This window comes from uncultured Pontibacter sp. (genome assembly GCF_947492645.1).
Lineage (GTDB): Bacteria > Bacteroidota > Bacteroidia > Cytophagales > Hymenobacteraceae > Pontibacter.
The window spans coordinates 149,853-173,787 of record NZ_CANLMZ010000008.1 but is presented as its reverse complement, the minus strand read 5'-3'; the positions used below and the strand labels follow the sequence as shown (position 1 = coordinate 173,787).

Genomic DNA, 23,935 nt, shown 5'->3' with positions numbered 1-23,935 from the left:
TAGGCATTTAAACGTACGAGCTATTTTCGCGCATGCAAGTCTGAATGCGGTAGTAAAAATAAAGCCTCTGCAACACGAGTTACAGAGGCTTTAAAGTATGAATCAGCTAGTGATCTATGAAACTACGGGTCTGGCGTAAGCCTTGGCATCTTCTGCGGTTATTTCTGGTCCGCTCATGATCACGAGGCGTTCCACCACATTCCGCAACTCACGAACGTTTCCGCGCCAGTCAAGGCCTTTCAAGTATTCTAAAGCATCTGGAGTAATGGCTTTTGGTTTGTTGCCGTAATCATTTGCAATATCATTCAGAAACTTGGTTACCAGGTCCGGTATATCTTCACGGCGTTCGTTTAGTGGCGGCACATGCACCAGTATAACGCCCAGGCGGTGGTATAAATCTTCACGGAAGGTTTTAGCTTCTATTTCTTCCAGCAGGTTTTTATTTGTCGCCGCGAGCACACGCACATCCACCTGAATATCTTTGTCGCCACCCACGCGGGTTATTTTATGTTCCTGCAGGGCACGCAATACTTTGGCCTGAGCCGATAAGCTCATGTCACCCACCTCATCCAAGAAAAGAGTGCCGCCGTTGGCCTGTTCAAACTTACCAATGCGCTGTTTTACCGCCGAGGTAAAAGAGCCTTTCTCGTGACCGAACAACTCACTTTCTATCAATTCGCTAGGGATGGCTGCGCAGTTTACCTCTATCAATGGGCCGTTGCTGCGGTTGCTATGCTCATGTATGGCACGGGCCACTAACTCTTTACCAGACCCGTTTGGCCCTGTAATCAAAACACGTGCATCGGTAGGGGCCACTTTTTCGATAGCCTGCTTTACGCGGCCAAGCGCAGGAGAAGAGCCAACCATTTCGTAGGTTTTGGAGATCTTCTTCTTCAGTATCTTGGTCTCCGTCACCAGGTTCGATTTATCCAGCGCGTTGCGCACCGTTACCAGCAGGCGGTTCAGGTCCGGGGGTTTCTGCAGGAAATCGTAGGCGCCTTTTTTAGTGGCCTCCACGGCGGTATCAATTGTGCCATGTGCAGAAATCATGATAAAAGGGGAGTCTGGGGTTATTTCCATGGCCTTTTCCAGCACCTCAATGCCATCCATTCCGGGCATTTTAATGTCGCAGAGCACCACATCGTACTTGCTTTTGCTCAGCTGCTGCAGTCCTTTTTCTCCGTCCTCGGCTTCGTCTACAGTATAATTCTCAAACTCCAGAATTTCTTTTAACGTGCTACGGATGGCCCTCTCGTCGTCTATAATCAGAATTTTGGGCATAGTTTTATTTTAATGTCAGGCTAAGTATATGAAATAAACAACCGCTTGTCAAGGCTGCGGCTGCTTTAGTATAGAATCTCAATTATAACTGGTTATAGGAAGGAGAGGTTGCGAGATTTATACTTTGAAAGGAATTGCCAAAGTATAAAGTATAGTTTGGGCTTTGCATTTCTTGCTCTTGCAAAGAAAATTAGGTGTAAACCGCTGCCATGCTTAACCACACTTATGCCCACGCTAAACTTGCGGCAAACGTGACGCACTACTAATGGCACTTCGCTGGCTTACTTTCTGTGTGGCGGGCACTTCTCCAGCATTTTTTCTACTTCTGGCATAGTATAACGTGGGTTATTGTTGCCGAAGTTGGTTTGGATGTAGTTGAGCAGGTTCGTGATCTGGTCTTCGCGCATGGTTTCTACGCCGGGCATAGGTTGGTTGTACTCTATGCCGTTCACAGTAATCGGACCTTCTATACCATGGCGGATAAGGCAAGCCAGTTCGTCGCGGTGCTTGTCGAGGTAATCGGCGCCGGCAATGGGTGGGATAACGCCACGCAAGCCGCTGCCGTCTTCCATGTGGCAGCTTTGGCAGTTGGCTTCGTAGAGGCGTTGGCCCTCGTTCTTTTTGTTAGTAAAGCATTGGGTAAGGGTAATAAGTAGAAGGCCGCTCAACGCCAATACTGCAAATTTATTTCTGGCCATTACCCTTCTCCTTCAGCAGCACCGGAATATCGTTTATCAGGCGGTCTACCTGCGCAGGGTCGGTTCCGTCATAAATTCCACGGATGCGACGGTTTTCATCTACAAGTACAAAGGCGCCGCTGTGTACAAACCCACCTGCTTCCTGCTCGTCTTCCATGGCCGTAACCATGTACTTCAGGGCTACATCATAAATGCTGTCTTTGTCGCCGGTTACAAACTGCCATTTGTCTGTCTGCACATTCAGGCGCTCTGCATAATCTTTAAGCACGGCTACAGTATCGTGTTGCGGGTCTATAGTATGCGATAGCAGCACCAGGTTTGGCTCGTCTTTATACTGCTCGTACACGCGCAGCATCTGGCTTTTCATTTTCGGACAGATAGTAGGGCAGGTGGTAAAGAAAAAGTCTGTAACGTATATCTTCCCGGCGAAGGTTTGCTGGGTAACGCGCTGGCTGTCCTGGTTTACGAAAGCAAAATCGGGTACCTGGTGGTAAAGCGTGTCTACAACAGTTTTTCCATCTACAACACGCTCAACGGCTTGGCGCTCACCAAGTATAGGCAATGTTTTTTCAGTAGCTTCGCTGTGGTTGCAGGCCGGGAAGTAGCCCAAACATAAGGCCGCAGCCAGGGACAATGTATACTTTTTTACAGCTGATTTATTTATCCTGATCATAGGTGTTATAAGTTGAACGGGCAGCATTTATAGTGCTGTCCATAATAGTTTGTACCTTCTCGATTTTAATTTTTTCCTGCTCCAGATATTCCATGGCTTGCTCATGAGGCATGTCTTCAGCCGGTGCTTTGTACTGGCGCATCCAGCCCATCATCACCTCATCAGCGCGGTTTAGCAGCTGAATGTGTGTTTGCAGGCTTTTTAATACAGCAGAATCCGGCTGTAGCTGGGTTTCCAGGGTATCGCGGAGTATGCGCAGGTTTTTACGGAGCCGGAAAATATCCTCCATTTTAGCCATGGCCGTATCGTGTACAGCCAGCACATTTTGCTCCAGCGCCTCTTTCTGCTCTTCGGGGCTTTGGGTTTGGCTGCAGCTGCAAAGTATGGCAAGTGCAAAGCTTAAGGTTAGAAGAAGATATTTCATGTTTTTAGGATATAGGAGAGGCTATGGATTTTATACTTTGAAACGTCAGAAAGAACTTATTTTAGGGCTTTACAAAAGTATAAAGTTCGGCAACCCGTTGCTTAGGGTAAGTATAGCCCTGCCACTTCTGATATATTATTTATACTTAAGACAAGGACCTTACTGCGCCACATACTGCAAAGGTACAGTTGCAAGGTGGGATGTGCAAAAGAGTTGGAAGGAGATTAGGTGTTAACAATCAATCAGGTTAAAAAGTACTGGCACTACAAATGCTGCTCCAGCACCTTTCTGAAGTTCTCTCTGCTGCCAGCTAGGTTAATGATGCTGCTGTAGTAACTCTCCGACACAGGTTCGAAATGATCAGCTTCCCAGGCCTCAGTCCAGGCGCGTTTTAATTGCACAATGGCGTCAGGGTTTTTCTCGTGGGCAAGCAGTAGTACCTTCAGCAGTTTTTTCTGTTGCTTGGCTGGCATAGTAGCTTTGCAAACCACCGGCCCCTGCGGTATGCCTCCCGACTCCCAAAGTACAGTCACATCACCCGCTTTCAGGTTCCCGTTTAAAAGTTGTTTTTCATACTCGCCGGTGCCAAGCGCCGCTACATCCGAACTACCGCTTATTACCTCCTGCAAGGCGGTAGAGTGGCTGTTCAGGAAATCCACCTGCCCGAACTGCTCCTCCGGGTTATGGATGCCCAAAGAACTCAAGTACAGCCTCGGGATCAGGTTACCGGAAGTTGAGTGCTTTCCGGCAAACACCAATGATAAAGTCTGTGGCTTCTGCTGAAGCTGCTCTACGCTTGCAATGCCAGACGCTTTGCTGGCGATAAGGCACGAAGTATAAGCGTCCATGGCATCTGCAGGCACCTCTAAAGCAGCAAGCGGCACCACCGAAGGGTTTGGGTCGGTTTGCAGCAGCAGGTAGCCAAAGGTATTCATCACAGCCACATCAGCTTCGCCCCGGCGCATTGCCTCCACCAGCTCGCCAACAGTAGGGTAGCTTTTTAAACGCAACTCAGCACGCAGCGCTTTAGCCATCTGCAATGCAATTGGCTGTATGTTAGCCAAGCGGTCGTTGTCGCCATAAGTATAAGTGGCAACAGTAAGCTGCTTTTTGGGTTTAGGTGCAAAGGCGTGTGCATTGGTTGCCACAAGTATAAACAGCAGGAAGAGCAGCAGGAATGGTTTTTTCATAGTGGAATGCCTATAGGGTGGTTTTCGTGATCGCCTTCAAATATAAACGCTTAAGGTCCGATTTCAGACATATACTGGTAGCAGATTCTAAGTATGTTTTTAGCAGGTAGGGAAAGCGCGTTATTTAGCTGGCTATGCTGCTAATGGGTCATACTTACAAGACTATTCAATCAAAGTTAAAAGGCCCGACAAACGTCAGACCCTGCTTGTTTTTTAAGTTTTGCCTTAGCTTAAGGGTACTGTGATTTCTGAATGAAGTGCCTGTGCTATTTGCTTATACTGACCTTCGGAAATACGCTCGCGCAAAAACGACATCACATCCTGGAAAGCATAAAACACGTGGTCCAGCGTAGGAAAATCGGCTTCAGCTGCAAAGGCATCTTTAGAGCGGATAAACTCCAGCCATTCATCTTCGTGCCGTATACGTACCGGGCTGTGCACATGGAAACCATCATAATACACACCCTTCCAAAGTATAGGTAACTGCGCACCAAAATGAATTGCTTCGGCAGTAGGAATGCGGTCGCGGATGGCATGAAGTACCGCCCTGAAAATCCTGTTTGCCTTGTTCTCATCCTCAATGCCAAGGTGGGAGCAGAGTTCATGCGTCCAGGTTTTTGCGTCTTTTAGATAGTTCTCAAAGTTCATCGCCATACTAACCTCCTTTTTTAGTTTAAAACACATGCTATCTAGCTGAACGCGACACCGATAGGAGAGTTATTATTAATAGGGAAGCGTGCTGGGTATGTAGTGAATGATTACTGCAAGCTGGGTAAAACACCTCTTAGTTTAACATAAGAAGGTGATGAAATATACTTGAGTTTGATAGCAGGGGAGCTGTTTAAAAAAAGCGGAAACGAACCTGCAAAGCTGTTAAATATTGTATTACAGTTTACTTCTGAGCCCTGCGAATTTAACTGGCTGTACATTTATTTTAAGTCATGTTATTACCCAAAAGTCATACTCTAAACCAGCGCCAAATCCTCCTGCGAGATTGCCTGTAAATAGCCTGCCGTTTTTTGTGTTATTTATAGGTATTGCTGGTGTTTTGCGGCACTATCAGGGGCAGTAATTTGTTTATTATTAGTCGGTTGTAATGCAGCCGAATTTGGTTGAGGGCATTTAATGCGTTTAGGGCTTAATTATGGCCTTTAAAAGTATAGCATAAACCAAATAAAAATGCTAGTTTTACCTATTCAATCTACCCTAATACACATGAGTGAAGTGGAAGAAAAACAATTGCACAATAATTATTCAGCAGATAGTATTCAGGTACTCGAAGGGCTAGAAGCAGTACGTAAGCGCCCTGCCATGTACATTGGCGACATTGGTATTAAAGGTTTGCACCACCTGGTTTGGGAGGTAGTAGACAACTCAATAGACGAAGCGCTTGCCGGCCATTGCGATACCATCAATGTAACCATCAATCCAGATAATTCCATCACGGTGTCGGACAACGGCCGTGGTATTCCAACGGATTTTCACCAGAAAGAAGGCCGCTCTGCCCTGGAGGTAGTAATGACGGTGCTGCATGCCGGGGGTAAGTTCGATAAAGACACATACAAAGTATCCGGTGGTTTGCACGGTGTGGGTGTATCCTGCGTTAACGCACTATCCACAGACCTGCACGTAACGGTGCATCGCAACGGTAAAGTGTTTGAGCAGCATTACAACATTGGAGCCCCAGCTTACCCTGTGCGCGAAATTGGTACAACCGATAGAACAGGTACAACAGTACAGTTCACGCCGGATGCCTCTATCTTTACCACCACAGAGTATAAATACGATACGATTGCCAGCCGTTTACGCGAGCTTGCTTTCCTTAACAAAGGCATTCGAATCAACCTGCAGGATCTGCGCGAACTAGACGAGCAAGGACAGCCGTTGCAGGCGGAGTCGTTCTACTCGGAAGGCGGCTTGAAAGAGTTTGTAGCCTACCTGGATGAGACGCGTGAAAACCTGATACCGGAGCCAATTCATATTGAGAGCGAGAAAAACGGTGTTCCCGTAGAAATTGCGCTTCAGTACAACACATCTTACACCGAGAACATCTTCTCGTATGTAAACAACATTAATACCATAGAAGGTGGTACGCACGTTGGTGGCTTCCGTCGCGCGCTTACACGTACCCTGAAGGCTTACGCAGATAAATCTGGTATGCTGGATAAGGTGAAGATAGACATTGCCGGTGATGACTTTAGAGAAGGTTTAACAGCTGTAATTTCTGTAAAAGTGCAGGAGCCACAGTTTGAGGGCCAGACCAAAACCAAATTAGGTAACTCTGATGTAGGTGGTGCTGTGGATGTGGCTGTAGGCGAAATGCTAAACCAGTACCTGGAGGAAAACCCGAAAGAGGCGCGCATGATTGTGCAGAAGGTTATACTTGCCGCACAAGCCCGTAACGCTGCCCGCAAGGCCCGCGAAATGGTGCAGCGTAAGAGTGTACTTTCAAGCACAAGCTTACCTGGTAAACTAGCCGACTGCTCCGACAGCGAACCTGCAAACTGCGAAATATACCTGGTGGAGGGTGACTCTGCTGGTGGCTCTGCCAAGCAAGGCCGTAACCGCCGTTTCCAGGCTATACTTCCGCTTCGCGGTAAAATCCTGAACGTGGAGAAGGCACAGGAGCACCGCATCTACGAGAACGAAGAGATCAAGAACATGATCACGGCCTTTGGCGTTAGCTTCGGTACTGCAGATGGTGAGAAAGCCCTGAACATGGAGAAGCTTCGTTACCACAAGATCATTATCATGACGGATGCTGACGTGGACGGATCGCATATTCGTACACTTATACTTACGTTCTTCTTCCGCTACATGAAGGAGCTGATCGAGAACGGTTATATTTACATTGCATTGCCTCCGCTGTACCTTGTTAAAAAAGGTAAAGAAGAGCGTTATTGCTGGAGCGAACAAGACCGTTTAAATGCAATTGCTGAGCTTGGTAAAGGCAGGGAAGAGAGCGTTAACGTGCAGCGTTACAAAGGTCTTGGTGAGATGAACCCGGAGCAGCTTTGGACTACCACCATGAACCCGGATGTAAGAAGCTTGAAGCAAGTAACCATTGAGTCGGCAGCAGAGGCAGACCACCTGTTCTCGATGCTGATGGGTGACGAAGTTGGCCCACGCCGCGACTTTATCGAACGCAACGCCAAGTATGCACGCGTAGACGTGTAATACAACGTATAAAATTTATACTTCAGAGAGAGGCCAGCTATACCAGCTGGCCTTTTTTGTTCAGGATTATCTGTTCTGTGTTGCTACACTAAATTTAGAAAAACCAGAACCTAAATGTACACGATTTGTTATCCTATGAGAGCCAGTTTTGGAAGATGATTCTGTTCAATTGTTTTATCCTGAGAAGCTCCGAAGAATAACAGAAAATACTATGGATGCTAAACAGTTGCTTGTAAATTTACTGCAACAGTTAGTGTTAAACACAAAAGTTAAAACCTAAATGATAACAACAGATATATGCATCGTAGGGGCAGGTCCGGTGGGCTTGTTTGCCGTGTTCGAGGCTGGTTTGCTGAAGATGCGCTGCCACGTAGTGGATGCCCTTCCGGTAGTAGGCGGCCAGCTGGCCGAGATATACCCTAAAAAACCGATTTATGATATACCAGGCTTTCCAAGTATACTTGCCGGCGAACTGGTAGATAACCTGATGAAGCAGATTGAGCCCTTCCACCCGACTTTTACGCTTGGCGAGCGCGTAGAGCAGTTGGACAAGCAGGAAGATGGTTCTTTTATAGTAACAACCTCTGAAGGTACCCAGATTGCCTGTAAAGTAGTAGCGATTGCCGGCGGTTTAGGTTCTTTTGAACCACGCAAGCCTGCTATAGAGAGCCTGGAGACGTTTGAAGGCAAAGGCGTTACGTACATGGTGCGCGACCCGGAAGTTTTCCGCAGTAAACGCATTGTAGTGGCCGGTGGCGGCGACTCTGCCCTGGACTGGACTATTTACCTGGCAGGGCTGGCAGAAGAACTGACGCTTGTGCATCGTGGCTCAACGTTCAGAGGCGCACCAGAGTCTGCAGAAAAAGTGCTAAGTATGGCTGAGGAAGGGCATATCAAGCTGCTGCTCAAGTCTAATGTTACGGATGTGCACGGCAATGGCAAACTGGATTCTGTTACCGTACTCATCGATAACAACACACCGCACAAGATAGAGGCCGATTACTTTATACCTTTATTCGGATTGGTGCCAAAGCTGGGGCCGCTGGAAAACTGGGGGCTGGAACTGGAGAAAGGCGCGATTGTAGTTAACACGTTTGACTACTCTACAAACATAGAAGGCGTTTTTGCCATCGGCGATGTGAATACCTATCCCGGCAAGCTGAAGCTTATACTTTGCGGTTTTCATGAGGCGGCACTTATGGCACAAAGCGCTTACAACATTATCTACCCGGATAAAAAGTTTGTGCTGAAGTATACTACCGTTAACGGCATACAAGAGCTAAGCTAATGGAGGACATGATAAACATACACGTTGAGCTGGAAGACGGTTCTCGTGTAACGCTTGAGGCGCCTACCGATATGGGCCTGTCGGTGATGGAAGTGATGAAGGCGAATGAACTGGATGTACCTGCAATTTGCGGCGGCATGGCCATTTGCGCCACCTGCCACGTAGAGGTGCTGGAAAGCGGCGAACTACCTGAACCCGGCGACGATGAGGCCTACATGCTGGAAACGCTGCCGCATGCCACCGCTACCAGCCGCCTGTCGTGCCAGTTACGGGTAAACCCGGAGCTGGACGGTTTAGTTGTTAAGCTCATGCCTGAAGCATAAGTATAAAATTAAATAGATTATAGAAAGCCATACTTCGCTGAGAAGTATGGCTTTTTTGTTTTTGTACCAAACATGGTATGTAACTATTTTATACTATATTAGACTTTTATAATAGAATCAGAAGTAAATTTATACTTAGCGTCATCTCGCTAAATCTACACCTTACATGAAAACAAGACTTATCTTTTTAGCCATTTCAGCGCTCAGCTTCGGTGCATCAGCCCAGTCCTTAGAAACTTTAGAACCCACAGGTTTGGCAAGCATGACCAAACTGGAGGTAGGGTTACAGGGAATAGGAGTAGGCTACGAAATACCTTTAAGCAAGAAGTTATCTGTAAACTTAAGCGCTGGATTGGGCGGTGGCTACTCCATTGATCAGAACGACTTTGCCAATGGCTTTAATAGCAGACTAATAATTGATGAACCGGTTGCATACTTCAGGTCGGAGGTAAAGTATACTTACAACCGGGAAAAGAGGCTGGCAAAAGGAAAGCCGATGTGGAGCAATGCCGGCAATTACGTGGCCTACCAGGCAAAGTATACAACAAGGCGTGTGTTTGATGGTGTAGATACTGGTACTCCTTTAAATAAAACCCTATTGAATGAAGTGCATTGGGGCATACAAAGGCCGCTTGGGCAAAAGTTTATATTTAACACGCATGTTGGCTTGGGCTACGCGGCAGACTTCGACTTTAAAAACAGCCAACTTTACCCCGCAGCGGGTGCGCAATTCTCCTACATCATCTCGAAGAGCAGGAGGTTATTTTAACGAGTGGTAGCATCTGCAAAACAGTTTTAAATTTGGCCTATACTATTTTGAGGTACAAAATTGCGTTAAACACCCAGCCATATAAATCCTATGAAGAAAATTATCCTGCTCCTGTGTCTGCTCCACGGCATCACAGCCTTTGCTAAACCTGAACTCACAGAAAACCAAAAGCTGGAGAGCCTTGCCAAAGTGTGGGGCTTCCTGAAGTATTATCACCCAGAAGTGGCAAAAGGAAAAGAAGACTGGGATGCTGAGCTTATGGCCAAAATAATCGAAGTAAAAAAAGCAGAAGATCAGCACGCTTTAAATATAATTTACAGTAGTTGGCTTAAGAAGCTGGGTAAAGTAAAGAAGTGTAACCGCTGCGACAACAACGTGCCCGACAGTCTGATGCGTAATGTTACATTCGAGTGGCTTTACGATTCTACTACTTTTACTCCGGAGCTTATCCAACAACTTGACTACATCCGGAAAAACCGCAACCAAGGCAAAAACCATTATGTGCAGCGCAGGTATCCTGTTTTTAAAGTACAGGCATATTTCAAGAACGAAAAACCTTACACCAACTTAGAGGATCTCCCTTCTGAAGAGTACCGGTTGCTGGGTTTGTTCCGGTACTGGAACATTATCAATTATTATTTTCCTTATAAATATGCCATCGGCCAGAGTTGGGACAGTATCCTGGCTGATATGGTGCCTAAATTCCGGAATGCGGCAGATCCGGTTGCCTACCACCTGGCGATGCAGGAGTTAACCGCGAGCATAAACGACGGCCATTCATACTTTGGATCTACCAAACATACCTGGAAATACTTTGGCGGCTCTTACGTTCCTTTCAAAAGCACAATTATTGATGGCAAGGCAGTAGTTACTGGCTTTTATCACGAAGGGTTTGCTAAAGCAGCAGGTATAAACTACGGTGATGTAATCACTAAAATTGAGGGCAAACCTATTATGGAGGTGCTGGAGCCTAAGCTAAAGTATATGTCGGGTTCTAACGAGGCTTATAAACTGAAAATGGCCCGCAATATACTTTTTAACGGGAATAAACCTACTGTTAATGTTACCGTTGAGCGAGATGGAAAAGAGCAGGAACTGACCATCAGCAGATATCCATTTAGCCGTTTTGGTTATAAGCCTGAGGCAATTCAGGAAAAACCGTGGATGATGCTTAACAGCGACGTGGGCTACGTAGACTTGAGCAGGCTGCAGCCGAAAGAGATCAAAACAGCCATGCAGGAGATCTGGAACTCGAAAGGTATTGTAATAGACTTAAGAGAATATCCTACTAAACCAGTAAGCCATGCGGTAGCATCATATCTAAAGTCTGAAAACACCGTCCACGCTGTCATGACTTATCCTGATTTGAAGTACCCAGGCGTTTTCAGGCCTAACACACCTTGGAGAACAGGCGTTAGAGACAAGAAAGGTTACTACAAAGGCAAAGTAGTAGTATTGGTAAATGAGGGGACTATAAGTGCAGGAGAGTTTGGTACTATGGCGCTGCAAACAGCTCCTGATGTAACAGTAATAGGCAGCCAGACAGCAGGCGCTGACGGAAACATTGTTAAAATTGTTTTTCCTGGTGGAATTGAAACGCAAATGTCTGGCCTGGGTGTGTATTACCCGGATGGGCGTGAAACGCAGCGCATCGGAATAGTGCCGGATATAGAAGTTAAGCCTACAATTGCCGGCATACAGAACAGGGAGGATGAACTGCTAGACAGGGCCATACTTCATATCCTGTCTAACCATAACGTTGAGTAAAATAAACCTGCTTTTTTACTGTACCATATCCTTAATCAAGTTTTGTAACTATGGAAATCACATCAATTAAATCCTTTCTCGATTACTACGAGCGCATAAGAGAGCGCACCAATAAGGTGATAAGCGTAATACCACCTGATATGATGGAGTGGACTTACAGGGCAGGCAAGTTCACGATTGCTGATGTGGTAAGGCATATTGCAGCCATAGAGCGTTACATGTATGCAGAGAACGTGGCCGGCAGGCCCAGCAGCTACAAAGGTTGCGGTAGTGAACTTGCCGATGGGTATGAAGAAGTGCTTTTATACTTCAACGAGATGCACCGGCAGGCGATGGAGATTTTTGGAAGCTTAAGTGACGTAGATCTGCAACGCAAATGCAAAACACCTGCGGGCGGAGAAATTACCACCTGGAAGTGGCTGCGGGCAATGGTAGAGCACGAGATTCATCATCGGGCGCAACTGTATATTTACCTGAACATACTGGGTGTTAAAACGCCACCTATCTTTGGCTTAACCGCAGAGCAGGTACAGGAAAATTATCTTAAAGGATGAGCTATAATTCTTCAAGCGGAATCGTTCGGAGTTCCTGTACCGGCCACCCCGCCAGCTGCGCACCAGCAATATAGGCGCTCTCCAGGAAATTCAGTAATTCTTCTCGTGGGTTATCCATCTTGCGTAACTCTTCATAATTGAGCAAGGCCATGGGGCTGCCATTTGAGTTTGCCCATTGCGCTTGTTTAGGCTGCAGCGACTCCAGTTCAATGCCATCCGGAGAGGGAAACGTATACGAGTAAAATGCCGGGAAAGGCACTTTGTCATCGCCCGGCCAAAACCCGAAACTGATTACCTCATGCGAATAAGCGTCTTTCTCTACTGTGCTTCCATTAACAGGCACGGGCACGCTTTTGCCAGAGAAACGGGTAAGGGTTAAATCCAGGTGGTGCCAGTACAGGTGCACGGGGCAGGTTTTGCCATAAAAGCGGCCGCTAAACTCCTTCAGCACCTGGTCTATTGTTACCATAGCCCGCCAGTAACGGTTTACCTGCTCCGGATTATAGGTAGCATGCTCGTGGTCTTCAGCAAAAGGTATGGTGCTTTTGTTATCGTAAGGCCTGGCAAGTATTTCAACGTTTATTCCTAATACCAGCAGGGCTTTCATTACCGAAGTATAAAACTGCGAAACGCTAAGGCCATTCTGTAAAGTAATGTCTTCTGATAATCCTGTGCTGGTTCTTAGCTGTAACTGGTGGTCAATAAAGTCAAAATCAATCTCGAAGGTATAGTGCTTGTAGGGGATGGGGCCTGTGCCTATGCCACGCGAAGTTACGTACAGCGTTACATTCCACCAATGGTTGCGGCGCGGCATCAACGTTAACCGAATCTTGCCTATCACCTGAAAGTATAGGTGCAGGGTGTCTTTGGTTGCCTCCCAATCTTGCAGCGGCATTGCCGGAAAATCAGGATTTTTAACTGTATTTGCTTCTTCGGTTATCATAGTTGTACCTAAGTGCCTGTGCCTTTATGGTACGAGATAAAGTATACTTTGTGTTTTATGGTTTACTGATCAAGCGGGTGTAGAGGTTTACCAGCGTACGCTGGCCATACTTCCAATTACCAGCAGCTACGTATACTTTAGCCGGCCTTCTAAGCTATACTACATAAAGTTATCGATGTGTAGATGAGGGTGGAGTTAGTTAGTATAAAGTAGCTAAAATTTAGCAACAGTAGCGAGATTTAAATATTACCGTAAATATGATGGAATAGCTATACTTTCTCGTTATATTTTGAGTTTAGTGCGTAACTTAGTCTTTCATACGTTTACCAATAGCCCTAACAAATAGGAAACATGCTTATCAATAAGGTTTCTGACCAGATAAAGAAAAGTAAGTACATTAGCCGCGACCTAAGCTGGCTGCGTTTTAATTACCGCGTGCTCGACCAGGCGCGTGATACAAACAAGAGTTTTTTCGACAGGCTGAAGTTCCTGGCCATCACATCTTCCAACCTCGACGAGTTTTTCATGATCAGGGTGGGCAGTTTGTACAATTACCTCGACTATGGCAAAGAGCGCCTCGACTATTCCGGCCTGCGCGAACTGCCCTTCCGGAAAAAGCTGCTGGACTACGCACACCGCTTTGTAAACGACCAGTACCTTACGTTTAACAGCGAGATAAAACCGCTCTGCGAGAAGCACGGTTTTGAAATACCCAAGATCAGCGAACTCACAGAGATAGAGCAGAAGAAGGTAGACTCGTTTTTTAAGAACACTATTTACCCGCTGCTTACCCCCATGGTATTTGATAATTACCATGGCTTCCCGTTGCTGATGAACCAGTTGCTTACATTTGGCGTGGTTACCAGAACAACAGAAGAGCAGAAGGCGCAGGACAGGGTAACGTTTGTGCAGATACCGCAAAACCTGGCCCGCTTTTACGAGCTAAACCGCAAGGATAAAATTGTGTTTGTGCCGATTGAGGAAATCATCCGCTGGAAGATCAAAAAGCTTTTCCGCAACGTGGAGATTGTATCGGTTAATTTGTTCCGGATAACCCGCAACGGCGACTTTACCCTGGAAGAGTCTGACGACCTGGAAGCCGACTTTGTGCAGGAGATTAAATCAAAGCTAAAGACAAGAAAGAAAGGCCGTGTGGTGCGGCTGGAGATAGAGCGCAATCCATCGCTGTTTATGCTAAAGGTGCTGAAAGAGCGCTGGACGATTGACAATGCGAACATCTTCACGATAAACAACCTGATAGACCTGCGCAGCCTGTGGCAGATTATAAACCACCGCCAGTTCAGGGATAAGGGATTTAAGCAGCCATCGTCGGTGCCGCCGCTTAGTTTGCCAAGCGATGGCGTGGATATGTTTGAGTACCTGAAAGAGCACGACGTGCTGCTGCACCACCCTTACAATAGCATGGAGCCGGTGGTAAGTTTGCTGGAGCGCGCCGCCGAAGATCCTTCTGTGCTGGGTATTAAGCAAACCATTTACCGCCTGGCAGATCAATCAAGGGTGACAGCAGCATTGCTTAAAGCCGCTGAAAACGGAAAGCACGTTTCGGTGCTGTTTGAGGTAAAGGCCAGGTTTGATGAAGAGCGTAATCTGCGCGAGGGCGAGAGACTGGAGAAAGCAGGCTGCTTCGTAATCTATGGCATCAGCAAGTATAAAACGCATACCAAAATGATGATGATCATCCGGAAGGAAGGGGAGAAGGTAACGCGTTACATACACATTGGCAGCGGTAACTACAACGAGCAAACGGCCAGGCTGTACACCGACGTGAGCTTACTTACAACCGACGAAGTTTACGCCCACGATGTATCAGAGTTTTTTAACGTAATTACAGGCCACTCCAGGCCAAACGATTACAAGTACCTGATGACCTCGCCAAAAGACATGCGTCACGACCTGATAGAGCTTATCCGGCATGAGGCCAAGAACGCGAAGAAGGGACTTAAGAGCGGCATCGTGATCAAGATAAATTCCTTAGAGGACAAGGAGGTGATTGACGAAATGTACAAAGCCTCTAAAGCCGGCGTGCAAATAAAGCTGATCGTGCGTGGCATCTGCTGTCTGCGTCCGGGCCGTGAAGACCTGAGCGAGAACATCACGGTTAAAAGTATAGTGGGCGAGTACCTGGAGCACGCGCGTCTATATTACTTCCATAACAACGGCGACCCAAAAGTATACGGCGGCAGCGCCGATTGCATGGTGCGTAGCTTTGACCGTAGGATAGAGGCTCTCTTCCTTATTGCAAACGAAGAGCTGAAACGTGAGGCCATCAATATTTTATACTATAACCTGCTCGATAACCAGAACTCCTACATTATGCGGGAAGATGGCACCTACGTTAAAAAACGAGCCTTAGCCAACGAGGAGGTGGTAGACGTGCACAAACTCTTTTACCATAAAAGCTACGCCGAAACTACTTTTTCAGAATTGGTGTAGGTAGCAAAAAGTATGAATCAGAAGCCGGGGCAAGCATACGTTTGCTCCGGCTTCTGCTTTTAGGGCGGCAGTAAAGCATTATACTTGTGACCGGCCATCCTTATAAGGGCTTAGGGCGAAGTTGTAATTACCATCGATTTAGTGTTTGTACGCTTAAACAGGAGCAGACAGATTTTAACCCAAACTCTCCAGCATTTCTGCGTATATTTACAAGCACATCATTAACGCAAAACCCCGGATTATTGAAGTTAGCTGCTATAGACATCGGTTCTAATGCTGTCAGATGCCAGATCTCGAGCGTACTGAACCAGAACGGAAATGTGATTTTCAAGAAGATTGAATATATCCGCTACGCCATTCGCTTTGGCGAGGATGTATTTAATACAGGCTACATCAGCGAGTATAAAATAGAGAAATTCGTAAAGCTGCTTCGCGCCTTGCAGCTACTGCTTGATGTGCACGATGTAAACCACTACATGATCTGCGCCACTTCTGCCATGCGAAACTCCCTGAACGCTCCCGAGATACTGGAGCGCGTATTCCAGGAAACAGGCATGAACATAGATGTGATTGATGGAGTTGCCGAGGCGGAGCTGATAAACAAAGTGATCCTTAATTTTCTGGATGAGCGCAATTACCTGCACATTGATGTTGGCGGGGGCAGCACCGAGTTCAATATTTACGTGAACCGTGAGAAAATGGCTTCTCACTCTTTTGAGCAAGGCACGATCCGGCACATGCACGGCCACGACTCTGAAGAACTCTGGAACAACATGCGCAACTGGATTGAGTCAAATGCCCGCAAGTACCAGTTATCGCGCGCCATTGGTACAGGTGGTAACATCAATAAAATTTATGAGATAGCGGGCAAAGCAGGAGGCAAGCCTATTTTCAGGAAACAAATAGAAGAGGTGGCAGCCCAGATTGCAAGTATGAGTATGGATGAACGCATCAACGGCATGCTCCTGAACCCTGACAGGGCCGACGTTATACTTCCTGCCGCTGAAATTTACTTGTCTGCCATGAAATGGGCTAAGCTTGAAAGTATGGTGGTGCCTGCGGTAGGCTTAAAAGACGGTATACTGCACGCGCTTTACGAACGCCACCACCCGGGGCAGTTCGTTATCAGCGATATAAATTAGACTACGGGAGGCGCGCTAATAGTGCGCTTTTATCTTTCCCCAAGTTCTCGGCCATCTTGCACCCAGCCCAAAGTGCCATTTTCCGCCTGCACAAAAGTATAGCCATTAAAGCTACCCAAAACAGCTATACTGGTTCCGGCTCCCAAACTGTCCTTAGCAGGGGCGTTTATACTTGCATCTTCCAGTAAATCTGTAGAGGTGGCAAGTCGCTCATACTTTATAGGTTTGGTGGTAGCTTCTACTAAGCTGCTGGCTATGTAGGCATCTGCGCCGTTTGGCAGCGTAACACGGTACCAGCTGGCAGCGGCGCCAGTAACCATTAAAGGCGTATGCTGCGGCAGTTGCCGGTATACTTTGGATTTAATGGAGGGTTGCTGGCGCACATTTGCCGCTTTAGCCACTACACGCACCCAATTCCCGATTTTGCCGGCATCTACTTGTACTGGGGGCACCGGGGCGTTACTGGCGTGCAGGTATGGATAAGGGTTAGTAGCGCCATGGCCATAGCGGTAAATGCCAAAGTGCAGGTGCGGGTTAGTGCCTTTCGCGTTTCCGGTATTTCCTATAAAGCCAATTGTATCGCCTGTTTGGATGCGCTGGCCTGCTGTTACAGCCTGGCTGTCGAGGTGGGCGTAGTATAAATTCTGGCGGCGGTTATAATCTGCTAACCAAACCACCTTGCCTCCTCGGGGCGTTGTATTTACCCTGGATACAATGCCTGCACTTGAAGCCAGCACAGGCGTTCCGCGCTTTGCAAATATATCAATGCCTTCGTGAGAGCGGGCCCCATTGTCGCGAGGGTCGCCCCAGATGCTGGAAATGTTGCGGCTGGTCTTACCCTCTACAGGAAAAGCTAGTGTAGGCTCAGTTTTTATTGTTAGGGTATACTGGCCGCTGCGCAAAAGCTCCGGCTGTACACGCAGCACATGCACTTTGTCATCTTCTATTTCATAAACTAAGTAACTGCCGGTAGTATCTGAAGAAGCAAGGTGTTTAGGGGCAGCATCTGTTTCTTCAAACATATCCATAAACACCTGCATGGCTTGTCGTGCTTTTACTTCCAGGTTTACCACAAGGCGCTCACCCCGCTTCGCATCAATTCTATAGCCTAAAGCCTTTGGTTTATCCGCAGAAAAATAGCCTGTTTCCTTATAGGGCAGCGTAATTGTGATAGAATCCTGTAAAGCTTTCTCACCAGCCTGCAGCCAGTCCTGGCCAAGTGCGGTTTGGTCTAATTTGGCATCTTTAAGTTTAGCTGCATAGCTCTCGTATGGTGTCTGTTCTTTAAATACGCTTCGCAGGGTTTGGGGGGCGCCGCAGCTGGCGGCAAACACCAGCAACAAAAAGTAAAATAAGAAGTTAAGTCTGTTTCTTTTTATAGGAATCATGTTAAGCGGTTGTTCTAGATTATTGATTTACAAACCAAATACGCAAAAATGGTGCCTTGTATACATTTAAAGAGCTGTAAGCCGGTGGTGCGGCAGTTAACTTAACCGAACAGGCACGCCTGCGTAAAAAGGGAAGTACAATACAATTTTAGTGTATGAGAAAGCCCCGGTTAAGATATATGAGAAGAAGGTTGGCAAAAGGTGTTTTACCACTATTTGCTCCCTTGGTGCTTGCACCCATCGTAACACCTGTTGGTGCTAGCTCTTCGACTCCGACAAACGATGTGAAGCGCATCAAAAACCGCATTTCCAATTTAAAGGTGATGAAGTTTAACCAGGTAGCCTACAGCCTCTATAACCAAATGGCCCTGCAGCAGACCGGACTGAGGTTCGAGGTTTTTGACAAAGCGCTTACCGGCTACTACAACATGAAGCACAAACAGGAAGTTTCTGATAAGCCTGTTCTAACTATTGTGGACTTCACAAAATCATCGAACGAGAAACGGCTGTGGGTAGTAGATCTTGAAAAGAAGGAAGTGCTGTTTAACACATACGTATCCCATGGGCGCAATTCCGGGGATGAGTACGCTGAAAACTTCTCTAACCAGGAAAAGTCCTTTATGAGCAGCATCGGCTTTTACGTTACCGAAAACACCTACTACGGCAAGCATGGCCTTTCGCTTAAACTGGAAGGACTGGATAAGGAGTTTAATAACAACGCAAAAGACCGCTGCATTGTAATGCATGGAGCAGAATATGCCACGGAAGAATTTATTGCACAGGCAGGCAGGTTAGGCCGTAGCTTAGGTTGCCCGGCAATTCCTATGGATGAGCACGAAGATATTATCAAAACCGTAGTGGGAGGCACAGCCCTGTACATACATGCTGCCCATGATGCCTACACATCGCAGTACCTGGACCATGTCACAGCTATGGCAGAGCTAGTAAACGAAAATCAAAAAGACGTTCCGCCTACTCCCGCCACTTAATTCCGCATCCTACGCTTGGCTGCTGGTGCTCCTGCGCCGGCATTTGGTTAAGCAGAAGATCCAGCGCCTGCTTCAGGTCCTGCCCTGTAACGGGCGTGTTGCTGTTAGGTCTGGAGTTGTCAAATTGCCCGTGGTACGCCAGGCGCTTATTGCCGTCATACACGAAAAACTCAGGGGTGCACTCAGCCATGTAATGGCGCGCTACCATTTGCGTCTGGTCGTAAAGGTACGGGAACGGAAACTGCAATTCATCTGCCAGCATCTTCATCTCTTCGGGGCCGTCCTGCGGCTGCAGCTGCACATCGTTAGAGCTGATGGCTACAAAACTTACTCCTTTCTGCTTATACTCCTCGGCTACCTGCACCAGCTGTGGCAAAATATGCCTTACATAAGGGCAATGGTTGCAGATAAACATAATTACCGTTGCCTTAGACGAAGCCACGTCGTTAAGCGATACCAGTTGGTCTGAAATAGTATCTAACAATGCGAAGTGATGAGCTTTGGATCCTAACTCAATCTGGGTGGTGGACTGTGCCATAGTTTTAGAGTCTTAAGATGGATGTACTGCTTGCGTAAGTAATTACTCACTCTAAAGTATGTTTTTAAATCCACATTCCCAACCTCACACTCATAGATTATTGATGCTGATCTTTTCGGTGTCGCAACGGCCATACAAAGCCGTTATCTCGTGCAGGTGCTTTACCTGCTGCGTAGCAAACTGGCCTTTTTTCAGGCGCCATTCCCAATTGCCCTTCGACGTGGACGGCACGTTCATCATAGCGTCTATCCCGAGCCTTAAAACATCCTGCACCGGAAGTATAGCCAGTTGTGCAACAGATCCTAAAGCCAGGTGCATCATTACATCCGCTACATTGTCTTTGTTTAGTTTATGATTGCTGTACTCGCTCAGGCGGCGCTTATCCTCGGTGCTGGCGGTTTTTTCGTACCAGCCTTTTACCGTGCTGTTATCGTGGGTGCCGGTATACACCACGCTGTTCACGCTATGGTTGTGGGGCGCATACGGATTAGTTGAAATATCCTCCCCGAAAGCAAAAAGCAATACCAGCATGCCAGGCAAATCAAATTGCTGCATCAGGTCGCGCACCGGCTGGTCTATCTCGCCCAGGTCTTCGGCGATAATGGGCATAGGGTGGTGCTTCTGCTTTATGGCTTTTAAAATAGCTGCTCCCGGGCTTTTAACCCATTTGCCGTTTATAGCCGTTTTTTCGTCGGCTGGCACTTCCCAATATGCCGAAAATGCTCTGAAGTGATCGAGGCGCAATAGCCCGAAGAGTTTCAGGTTATGCTCAATACGCTGTATCCACCAGTCGTAGTCTTGTTTACCCATGGCTTCCCAATCAAAAACGGGAGTACCCCACAACTGGCCGGTTTCGCTGAAGTAATCCGGTGGCACACCAGATACGGCAGTAGGTTTACCGTCTTTATCCAGTTTAAAGTACTTTGGGTGCGACCATACATCGGCGCTGTCGTGGCTCACGTAAAAGGGCATGTCGCCTAAAAAGGTAATGCCTTTCTCGGTGCAGTAGTCGGTTAACAATTGCCATTGCCTGTAAAACAGAAACTGCAGGTACTCTTCAAACGCTATCTCGTCTTCCAGCTGCTGCTCCAGTTTCTGCATAGCGTTTTTATCGCGGGTTTTTATCTCATCAGGCCACTCTACCCAGCTTTTGTGAGAAAAATACTGCTTAAATGCTACAAATCTCGAAAAGTCTGGCAGCCAGCTGCGGTGCGTTTTCTGAAACTGCGTAAATTCTTTCCACATCTTGTCCGGAAGCTCTGCCTTGAAAAAGTCGTAGGATTCCTTCAACAGCTTTATTTTATACTTTGCCACCGCCTTGTAATCAACCTTCTCTTCTGTGAAAGTATGATCGATTTTAAGATGCTTTGCCTGAAGCAAACCGTCCTGGAGCAATAGCTCAGGGCTTATGAGCAAAGGGTTTCCGGCAAAGGCGGAGTGGCTGCTGTAAGGTGAGTTGCCATACTCGTGCTCGGTAGGGTTCAGGGGCAGTATCTGCCAGTAACGCTGGCCTGTTTCTGCTAATATATCGCAAAACGTATATGCTTCCGGGCCCAGGTCTCCGATACCGAACTTTGATGGGAGTGATGTAATATGAAGCAATAGTCCGCTACTGCGCTTAGGTATGATCATGATGCTGATGCTGTTAAAAATACAACCGGAAATGTCTTGAAAGCCTCTGCCAAAGGTAAAGTATCGGCACCCTGCCAGGCATCGCCTCCAAATACATGGCTCCATTGCACAGGTGCACCCTCGGGTAATGCGATGGCTGTGTCTTCCCATACTTCGGGGCCCAGCGGAAGGTTGTCTTCAGTAACCAGCTTTGTGATTAAAAGCGGTACTGCTACAATGGCCCATTGCTGCTTGTGTTGCCTGGCAAATGCAAGCACATGGTTTTTGTACTTACCCTTCATCGTTAAAGGAATATACTCGCCGCTGGCAAACAGTTGCTGTAAACTACGGCGTGCGTTAAGAGCTTTGTAAATAAGGTATAATTTAACCTGGCCGTCTTCCCAGTTCTGTAGCAGTTCGCGGTGCAGCTCCGAGGTGCTCTGGTTTTCTTTTTGCCTGATGCGAAGTAGGTAGTGCTGCCGCAGGCGGTAATCTACGGGGCGGCGATTGTCAGGGTCTACCAAGCTCAGGTCCCAGAGTTCGGTGCCCTGGTAAATATCCGGCACGCCAGGGCAGGTTATTTTAAGTAAAGTTTGGCAAAGGGCATAAATCCAGCCGTAGTGCGCCACTTTCCGGAAGAATGGCTGAAACGACTGCATAAATTCCTGGTCTTCCTGCAGCAGTTGCTTTATCAGGTCTTTTACAGCTGCTTCGTAAGGCTCGTTTGGCTCTGCCCAATCAGTCTTGACTTTTGCTTCACGCAAGGCTTTTTCGAGGTACTCCTGCAGGCGCTCTACCAGCTTATAACCAGGCTCCCCTTCGGGAGGAAGTACACCAAGTATGGTCTGGAAAATAAAGTATAAATCGTTGGCGGTTGGCTTTGACGTATACTTTCTGCTGATCTCGATCCACTTTGTAACATGCGTTTCCCATTCTTCGGGTAGCTCGCTGAGCACGTTCAGGCGCATGCGCGCGCCCTCGCCTCGTTTGGTATCGTGGGTGGCGGTGGCATTTAGCGAGTGAGGGTATACCCGCTGCCGGTACAGCATGCGCTCATGAAACGCATCATCCTCCAGGTGAAAAATATCCGGGCTATTGCCCACTTCATTCAGCGAAATCAGGCGGTTATAATTATAGAACGTGGTATCCTCTACGCCTTTGGCTGCCAATGGGCCGGTAAACTGCTGACTGCGCATCACAAAGTATAGCTTGTGGTGCTTTTTGTCTTCAGTATCTTCGGGGCTTAGCGTAAACAACGAATGCAGGTGCTGTAACTGTTGCTGCAGGTTAGGCGCTTGCTTATGTGCTTCTTCAAAGGCCTTGTCAATTACTTCCATCTCTTCTGCAGATAAGGGCAGGCGGTTACCGTAAATACAATAGATCGGAAAAGCCGCCAGAAGTATAGCCAATGCTTCACGCCATTTGTCAGTATCATCTGCAGGTATAAGGTGCCTTTCCTGTAGTATGCGCAGCAGGTTGTCGAGCTCACCCTGCATGTAGTTTTTAAGGATAAACATCTTCTTGTTAAACACCAGTTGCTCGTAATTGGTAGGAGCGTCGGGCACCAGGCGGCGGTAAACTTCGGTAAGCTTGCGGCGGCCGTTTCCGGAAGTATAAAGGTTGCTTACCCATGCCAGAAAATCATAGCCGCTGTTGCCCTGTATCGGCCAGCGTTCAGGCAATTGCTCTTCGCCTTCCAGGATTTTTTCAACGATGATATACTTATCCGGGCCGGCAAGATCGCGGAGGCGCTTCAGGTAAGTGCTCGGATCAAAAAGGCCGTCCACATGGTCTACACGCAGGCCCTGTACAGTATCGTTCTGGCAGAGCTGTTTTATATACTGGTGGTATTGCTCAAAAACATCCTTGTTTTCCATGCGCAGGCAGATAAGATCGTTAACCGTAAAAAAGCGACGGAAGTTGATCTTTTTTTCAGTTTCCTGCCAATGGCAAAGTATAAAATGCTGCTTGTGCAGTAGCTGTCTTAGTTGCTCCTGGTCTTCGTTTATTTGATTGATGAGAGCCTCCAATGGGTCTTTTAACGCATCCGAAGTATAGAGCTTCTTTTTAAAGTTTGACCAGCCTGCTGGGTTGATGGTCTCTTCTTCCTCAAATCGCTGCAGCTCCTCCAGAAACTGTCTGACAAGGGGTGTCACTCCCGGTTCTCCTGAGTTTTTCAGGGCCTGCTCCAGCAATAAACGATAACTGGGAAGGCTTAGGGGGTAGGCATTATCAAAATATTTTACTTGTAACCCCGCCTCCGATAAATCAATCTGCAGTTGTCCTTCTTCCAGTACTTTATCCAGCGTATCACCTAAAAAAGGCACCATTACCTGGCCATCAAAATCAGGGTGCTTAAAATCAATATCGAAGAAAGTATAAAAAGAGGATTGAGGTCCTTTCTCCAGCACATCCATCAACCAGGTGTTGTCCGGGTGAAAGGCCATGTGGTTCGGCACAATATCCTGTAGCCAGCTCATGCCGCTGCTCTTAAGTTCTTCTGTGATCCGGGCTAATTCCTGTTGCGTGCCAAGTTCAGGGTTTACATCATAGGGGGCTGTTACATCGTAGCCATGCTCGCTGCCGGGCTTGGCGCGAAAAATGGGGGCTGCATACACCGTACTGATGCCGAGCTCTTGTAAATATGGCACCAGGTGTAGTGTTTGCGTCAGCGTAAAATTTGGCGATACCTGCACTCTGTAGGTTGCCGAAGGAATATGTGCCAT

General features: G+C 47.3%; 20 protein-coding genes. 9 read left to right on the top strand and 11 right to left on the bottom strand.

The window, feature by feature from the left end; all coding sequences use genetic code 11:
• Window positions 1–114: 114 nt before the first annotated feature.
• The 6 genes from Q1A23_RS11205 to Q1A23_RS11180 all read right to left on the bottom strand — a co-directional run bounded on the left by Q1A23_RS11205 (window position 115) and on the right by Q1A23_RS11180 (window position 4,920).
• The gene (locus Q1A23_RS11205) at window positions 115–1,281 is read right to left on the bottom strand and encodes a sigma-54 dependent transcriptional regulator (RefSeq protein ID WP_299823316.1); all 1,167 of its coding nucleotides are present in this window, start codon (window positions 1,279–1,281) and stop codon (window positions 115–117) included.
• Between the two features lie 281 nt (window positions 1,282–1,562).
• Entirely contained in the window at window positions 1,563–1,979 is a 417-nt protein-coding gene (locus Q1A23_RS11200; protein ID WP_299823313.1) for a cytochrome c, read from the bottom strand.
• Window positions 1,966–2,652 (bottom strand): SCO family protein, encoded by a 687-nt coding sequence (locus tag Q1A23_RS11195; protein ID WP_299823311.1) that lies wholly within the window; start codon window positions 2,650–2,652, stop codon window positions 1,966–1,968. The genes Q1A23_RS11200 and Q1A23_RS11195 overlap by 14 nt, the downstream gene beginning before the upstream one ends.
• Window positions 2,636–3,076 (bottom strand): hypothetical protein, encoded by a 441-nt coding sequence (locus Q1A23_RS11190; protein ID WP_299823308.1) that lies wholly within the window; start codon window positions 3,074–3,076, stop codon window positions 2,636–2,638. Before Q1A23_RS11190 ends, Q1A23_RS11195 begins: the two co-directional genes overlap by 17 nt.
• Before the next feature lie 263 nt (window positions 3,077–3,339).
• On the bottom strand, window positions 3,340–4,266 hold the full coding sequence (phnD, locus tag Q1A23_RS11185; protein ID WP_299823305.1) for a phosphate/phosphite/phosphonate ABC transporter substrate-binding protein: 927 nt from the start codon (window positions 4,264–4,266) through the stop codon (window positions 3,340–3,342).
• A gap of 225 nt (window positions 4,267–4,491) precedes the next feature.
• On the bottom strand, window positions 4,492–4,920 hold the full coding sequence (locus Q1A23_RS11180) for a DUF2267 domain-containing protein (RefSeq protein ID WP_299823303.1): 429 nt from the start codon (window positions 4,918–4,920) through the stop codon (window positions 4,492–4,494).
• A gap of 561 nt (window positions 4,921–5,481) precedes the next feature.
• Between Q1A23_RS11180 and gyrB the strand changes: the two genes are divergently transcribed.
• The 6 genes from gyrB to Q1A23_RS11150 all read left to right on the top strand — a co-directional run bounded on the left by gyrB (window position 5,482) and on the right by Q1A23_RS11150 (window position 12,144).
• Complete coding sequence (gene gyrB / locus Q1A23_RS11175) at window positions 5,482–7,443, top strand: DNA topoisomerase (ATP-hydrolyzing) subunit B (protein WP_299823301.1); 1,962 nt, start codon at window positions 5,482–5,484, stop codon at window positions 7,441–7,443.
• Window positions 7,444–7,723: 280 nt separating this feature from the next.
• Window positions 7,724–8,731 carry an NAD(P)/FAD-dependent oxidoreductase gene (locus Q1A23_RS11170; RefSeq protein ID WP_299823298.1) on the top strand — a complete coding sequence of 336 codons (1,008 nt, stop codon included), beginning with the start codon at window positions 7,724–7,726 and terminating at the stop codon, window positions 8,729–8,731.
• Window positions 8,731–9,054, top strand: a complete 324-nt coding sequence (locus Q1A23_RS11165; protein WP_299823295.1) for a 2Fe-2S iron-sulfur cluster-binding protein — start codon at window positions 8,731–8,733, stop codon at window positions 9,052–9,054. The genes Q1A23_RS11170 and Q1A23_RS11165 overlap by 1 nt, the downstream gene beginning before the upstream one ends.
• A 166-nt stretch (window positions 9,055–9,220) precedes the next feature.
• Window positions 9,221–9,823: a hypothetical protein gene (locus Q1A23_RS11160; protein ID WP_299823292.1), complete on the top strand. Its 603-nt coding sequence runs from the start codon at window positions 9,221–9,223 to the stop codon at window positions 9,821–9,823.
• A 90-nt stretch (window positions 9,824–9,913) separates the two neighbouring features.
• Window positions 9,914–11,590 carry a S41 family peptidase gene (locus Q1A23_RS11155; protein WP_299823290.1) on the top strand — a complete coding sequence of 559 codons (1,677 nt, stop codon included), beginning with the start codon at window positions 9,914–9,916 and terminating at the stop codon, window positions 11,588–11,590.
• Window positions 11,591–11,640: 50 nt separating this feature from the next.
• Window positions 11,641–12,144, top strand: a complete 504-nt coding sequence (locus Q1A23_RS11150; protein ID WP_299823287.1) for a DinB family protein — start codon at window positions 11,641–11,643, stop codon at window positions 12,142–12,144.
• Between the two features lies 1 nt (window position 12,145).
• Here the strand turns inward: Q1A23_RS11150 and Q1A23_RS11145 are convergent, their stop codons facing one another.
• Window positions 12,146–13,087, bottom strand: a complete 942-nt coding sequence (locus Q1A23_RS11145; RefSeq protein ID WP_299823285.1) for a DUF5996 family protein — start codon at window positions 13,085–13,087, stop codon at window positions 12,146–12,148.
• 351 nt (window positions 13,088–13,438) lie between these two features.
• Between Q1A23_RS11145 and ppk1 the strand changes: the two genes are divergently transcribed.
• Together ppk1 and Q1A23_RS11135 are read left to right on the top strand one after the other, a co-directional pair.
• On the top strand, window positions 13,439–15,541 hold the full coding sequence (ppk1, locus tag Q1A23_RS11140; protein ID WP_299823282.1) for a polyphosphate kinase 1: 2,103 nt from the start codon (window positions 13,439–13,441) through the stop codon (window positions 15,539–15,541).
• Window positions 15,542–15,783: 242 nt separating this feature from the next.
• Window positions 15,784–16,683 (top strand): phosphatase, encoded by a 900-nt coding sequence (locus tag Q1A23_RS11135; RefSeq protein ID WP_299823280.1) that lies wholly within the window; start codon window positions 15,784–15,786, stop codon window positions 16,681–16,683.
• 29 nt (window positions 16,684–16,712) lie between these two features.
• On the opposite strand, the gene Q1A23_RS11130 is transcribed toward Q1A23_RS11135, so the two are convergent.
• Entirely contained in the window at window positions 16,713–18,071 is a 1,359-nt protein-coding gene (locus tag Q1A23_RS11130; protein WP_299823279.1) for a M23 family metallopeptidase, read from the bottom strand.
• A gap of 179 nt (window positions 18,072–18,250) precedes the next feature.
• Between Q1A23_RS11130 and Q1A23_RS11125 the strand changes: the two genes are divergently transcribed.
• Entirely contained in the window at window positions 18,251–19,060 is an 810-nt protein-coding gene (locus Q1A23_RS11125) for a murein L,D-transpeptidase catalytic domain family protein (protein WP_299823276.1), read from the top strand.
• On the opposite strand, the gene Q1A23_RS11120 is transcribed toward Q1A23_RS11125, so the two are convergent.
• The 3 genes from Q1A23_RS11120 to treY form a co-directional block, all read right to left on the bottom strand.
• Window positions 19,044–19,598 carry a thioredoxin family protein gene (locus Q1A23_RS11120; RefSeq protein ID WP_299823274.1) on the bottom strand — a complete coding sequence of 185 codons (555 nt, stop codon included), beginning with the start codon at window positions 19,596–19,598 and terminating at the stop codon, window positions 19,044–19,046. The genes Q1A23_RS11125 and Q1A23_RS11120 overlap by 17 nt on opposite strands.
• Window positions 19,599–19,688: 90 nt before the next feature.
• A complete protein-coding gene (gene malQ / locus Q1A23_RS11115) occupies window positions 19,689–21,230 on the bottom strand; it encodes a 4-alpha-glucanotransferase (RefSeq protein ID WP_299823273.1) in 1,542 nt (513 codons plus the stop codon).
• Window positions 21,227–23,935 (bottom strand): malto-oligosyltrehalose synthase, encoded by a 2,709-nt coding sequence (treY, locus tag Q1A23_RS11110; RefSeq protein WP_299823270.1) that lies wholly within the window; start codon window positions 23,933–23,935, stop codon window positions 21,227–21,229. Before treY ends, malQ begins: the two co-directional genes overlap by 4 nt.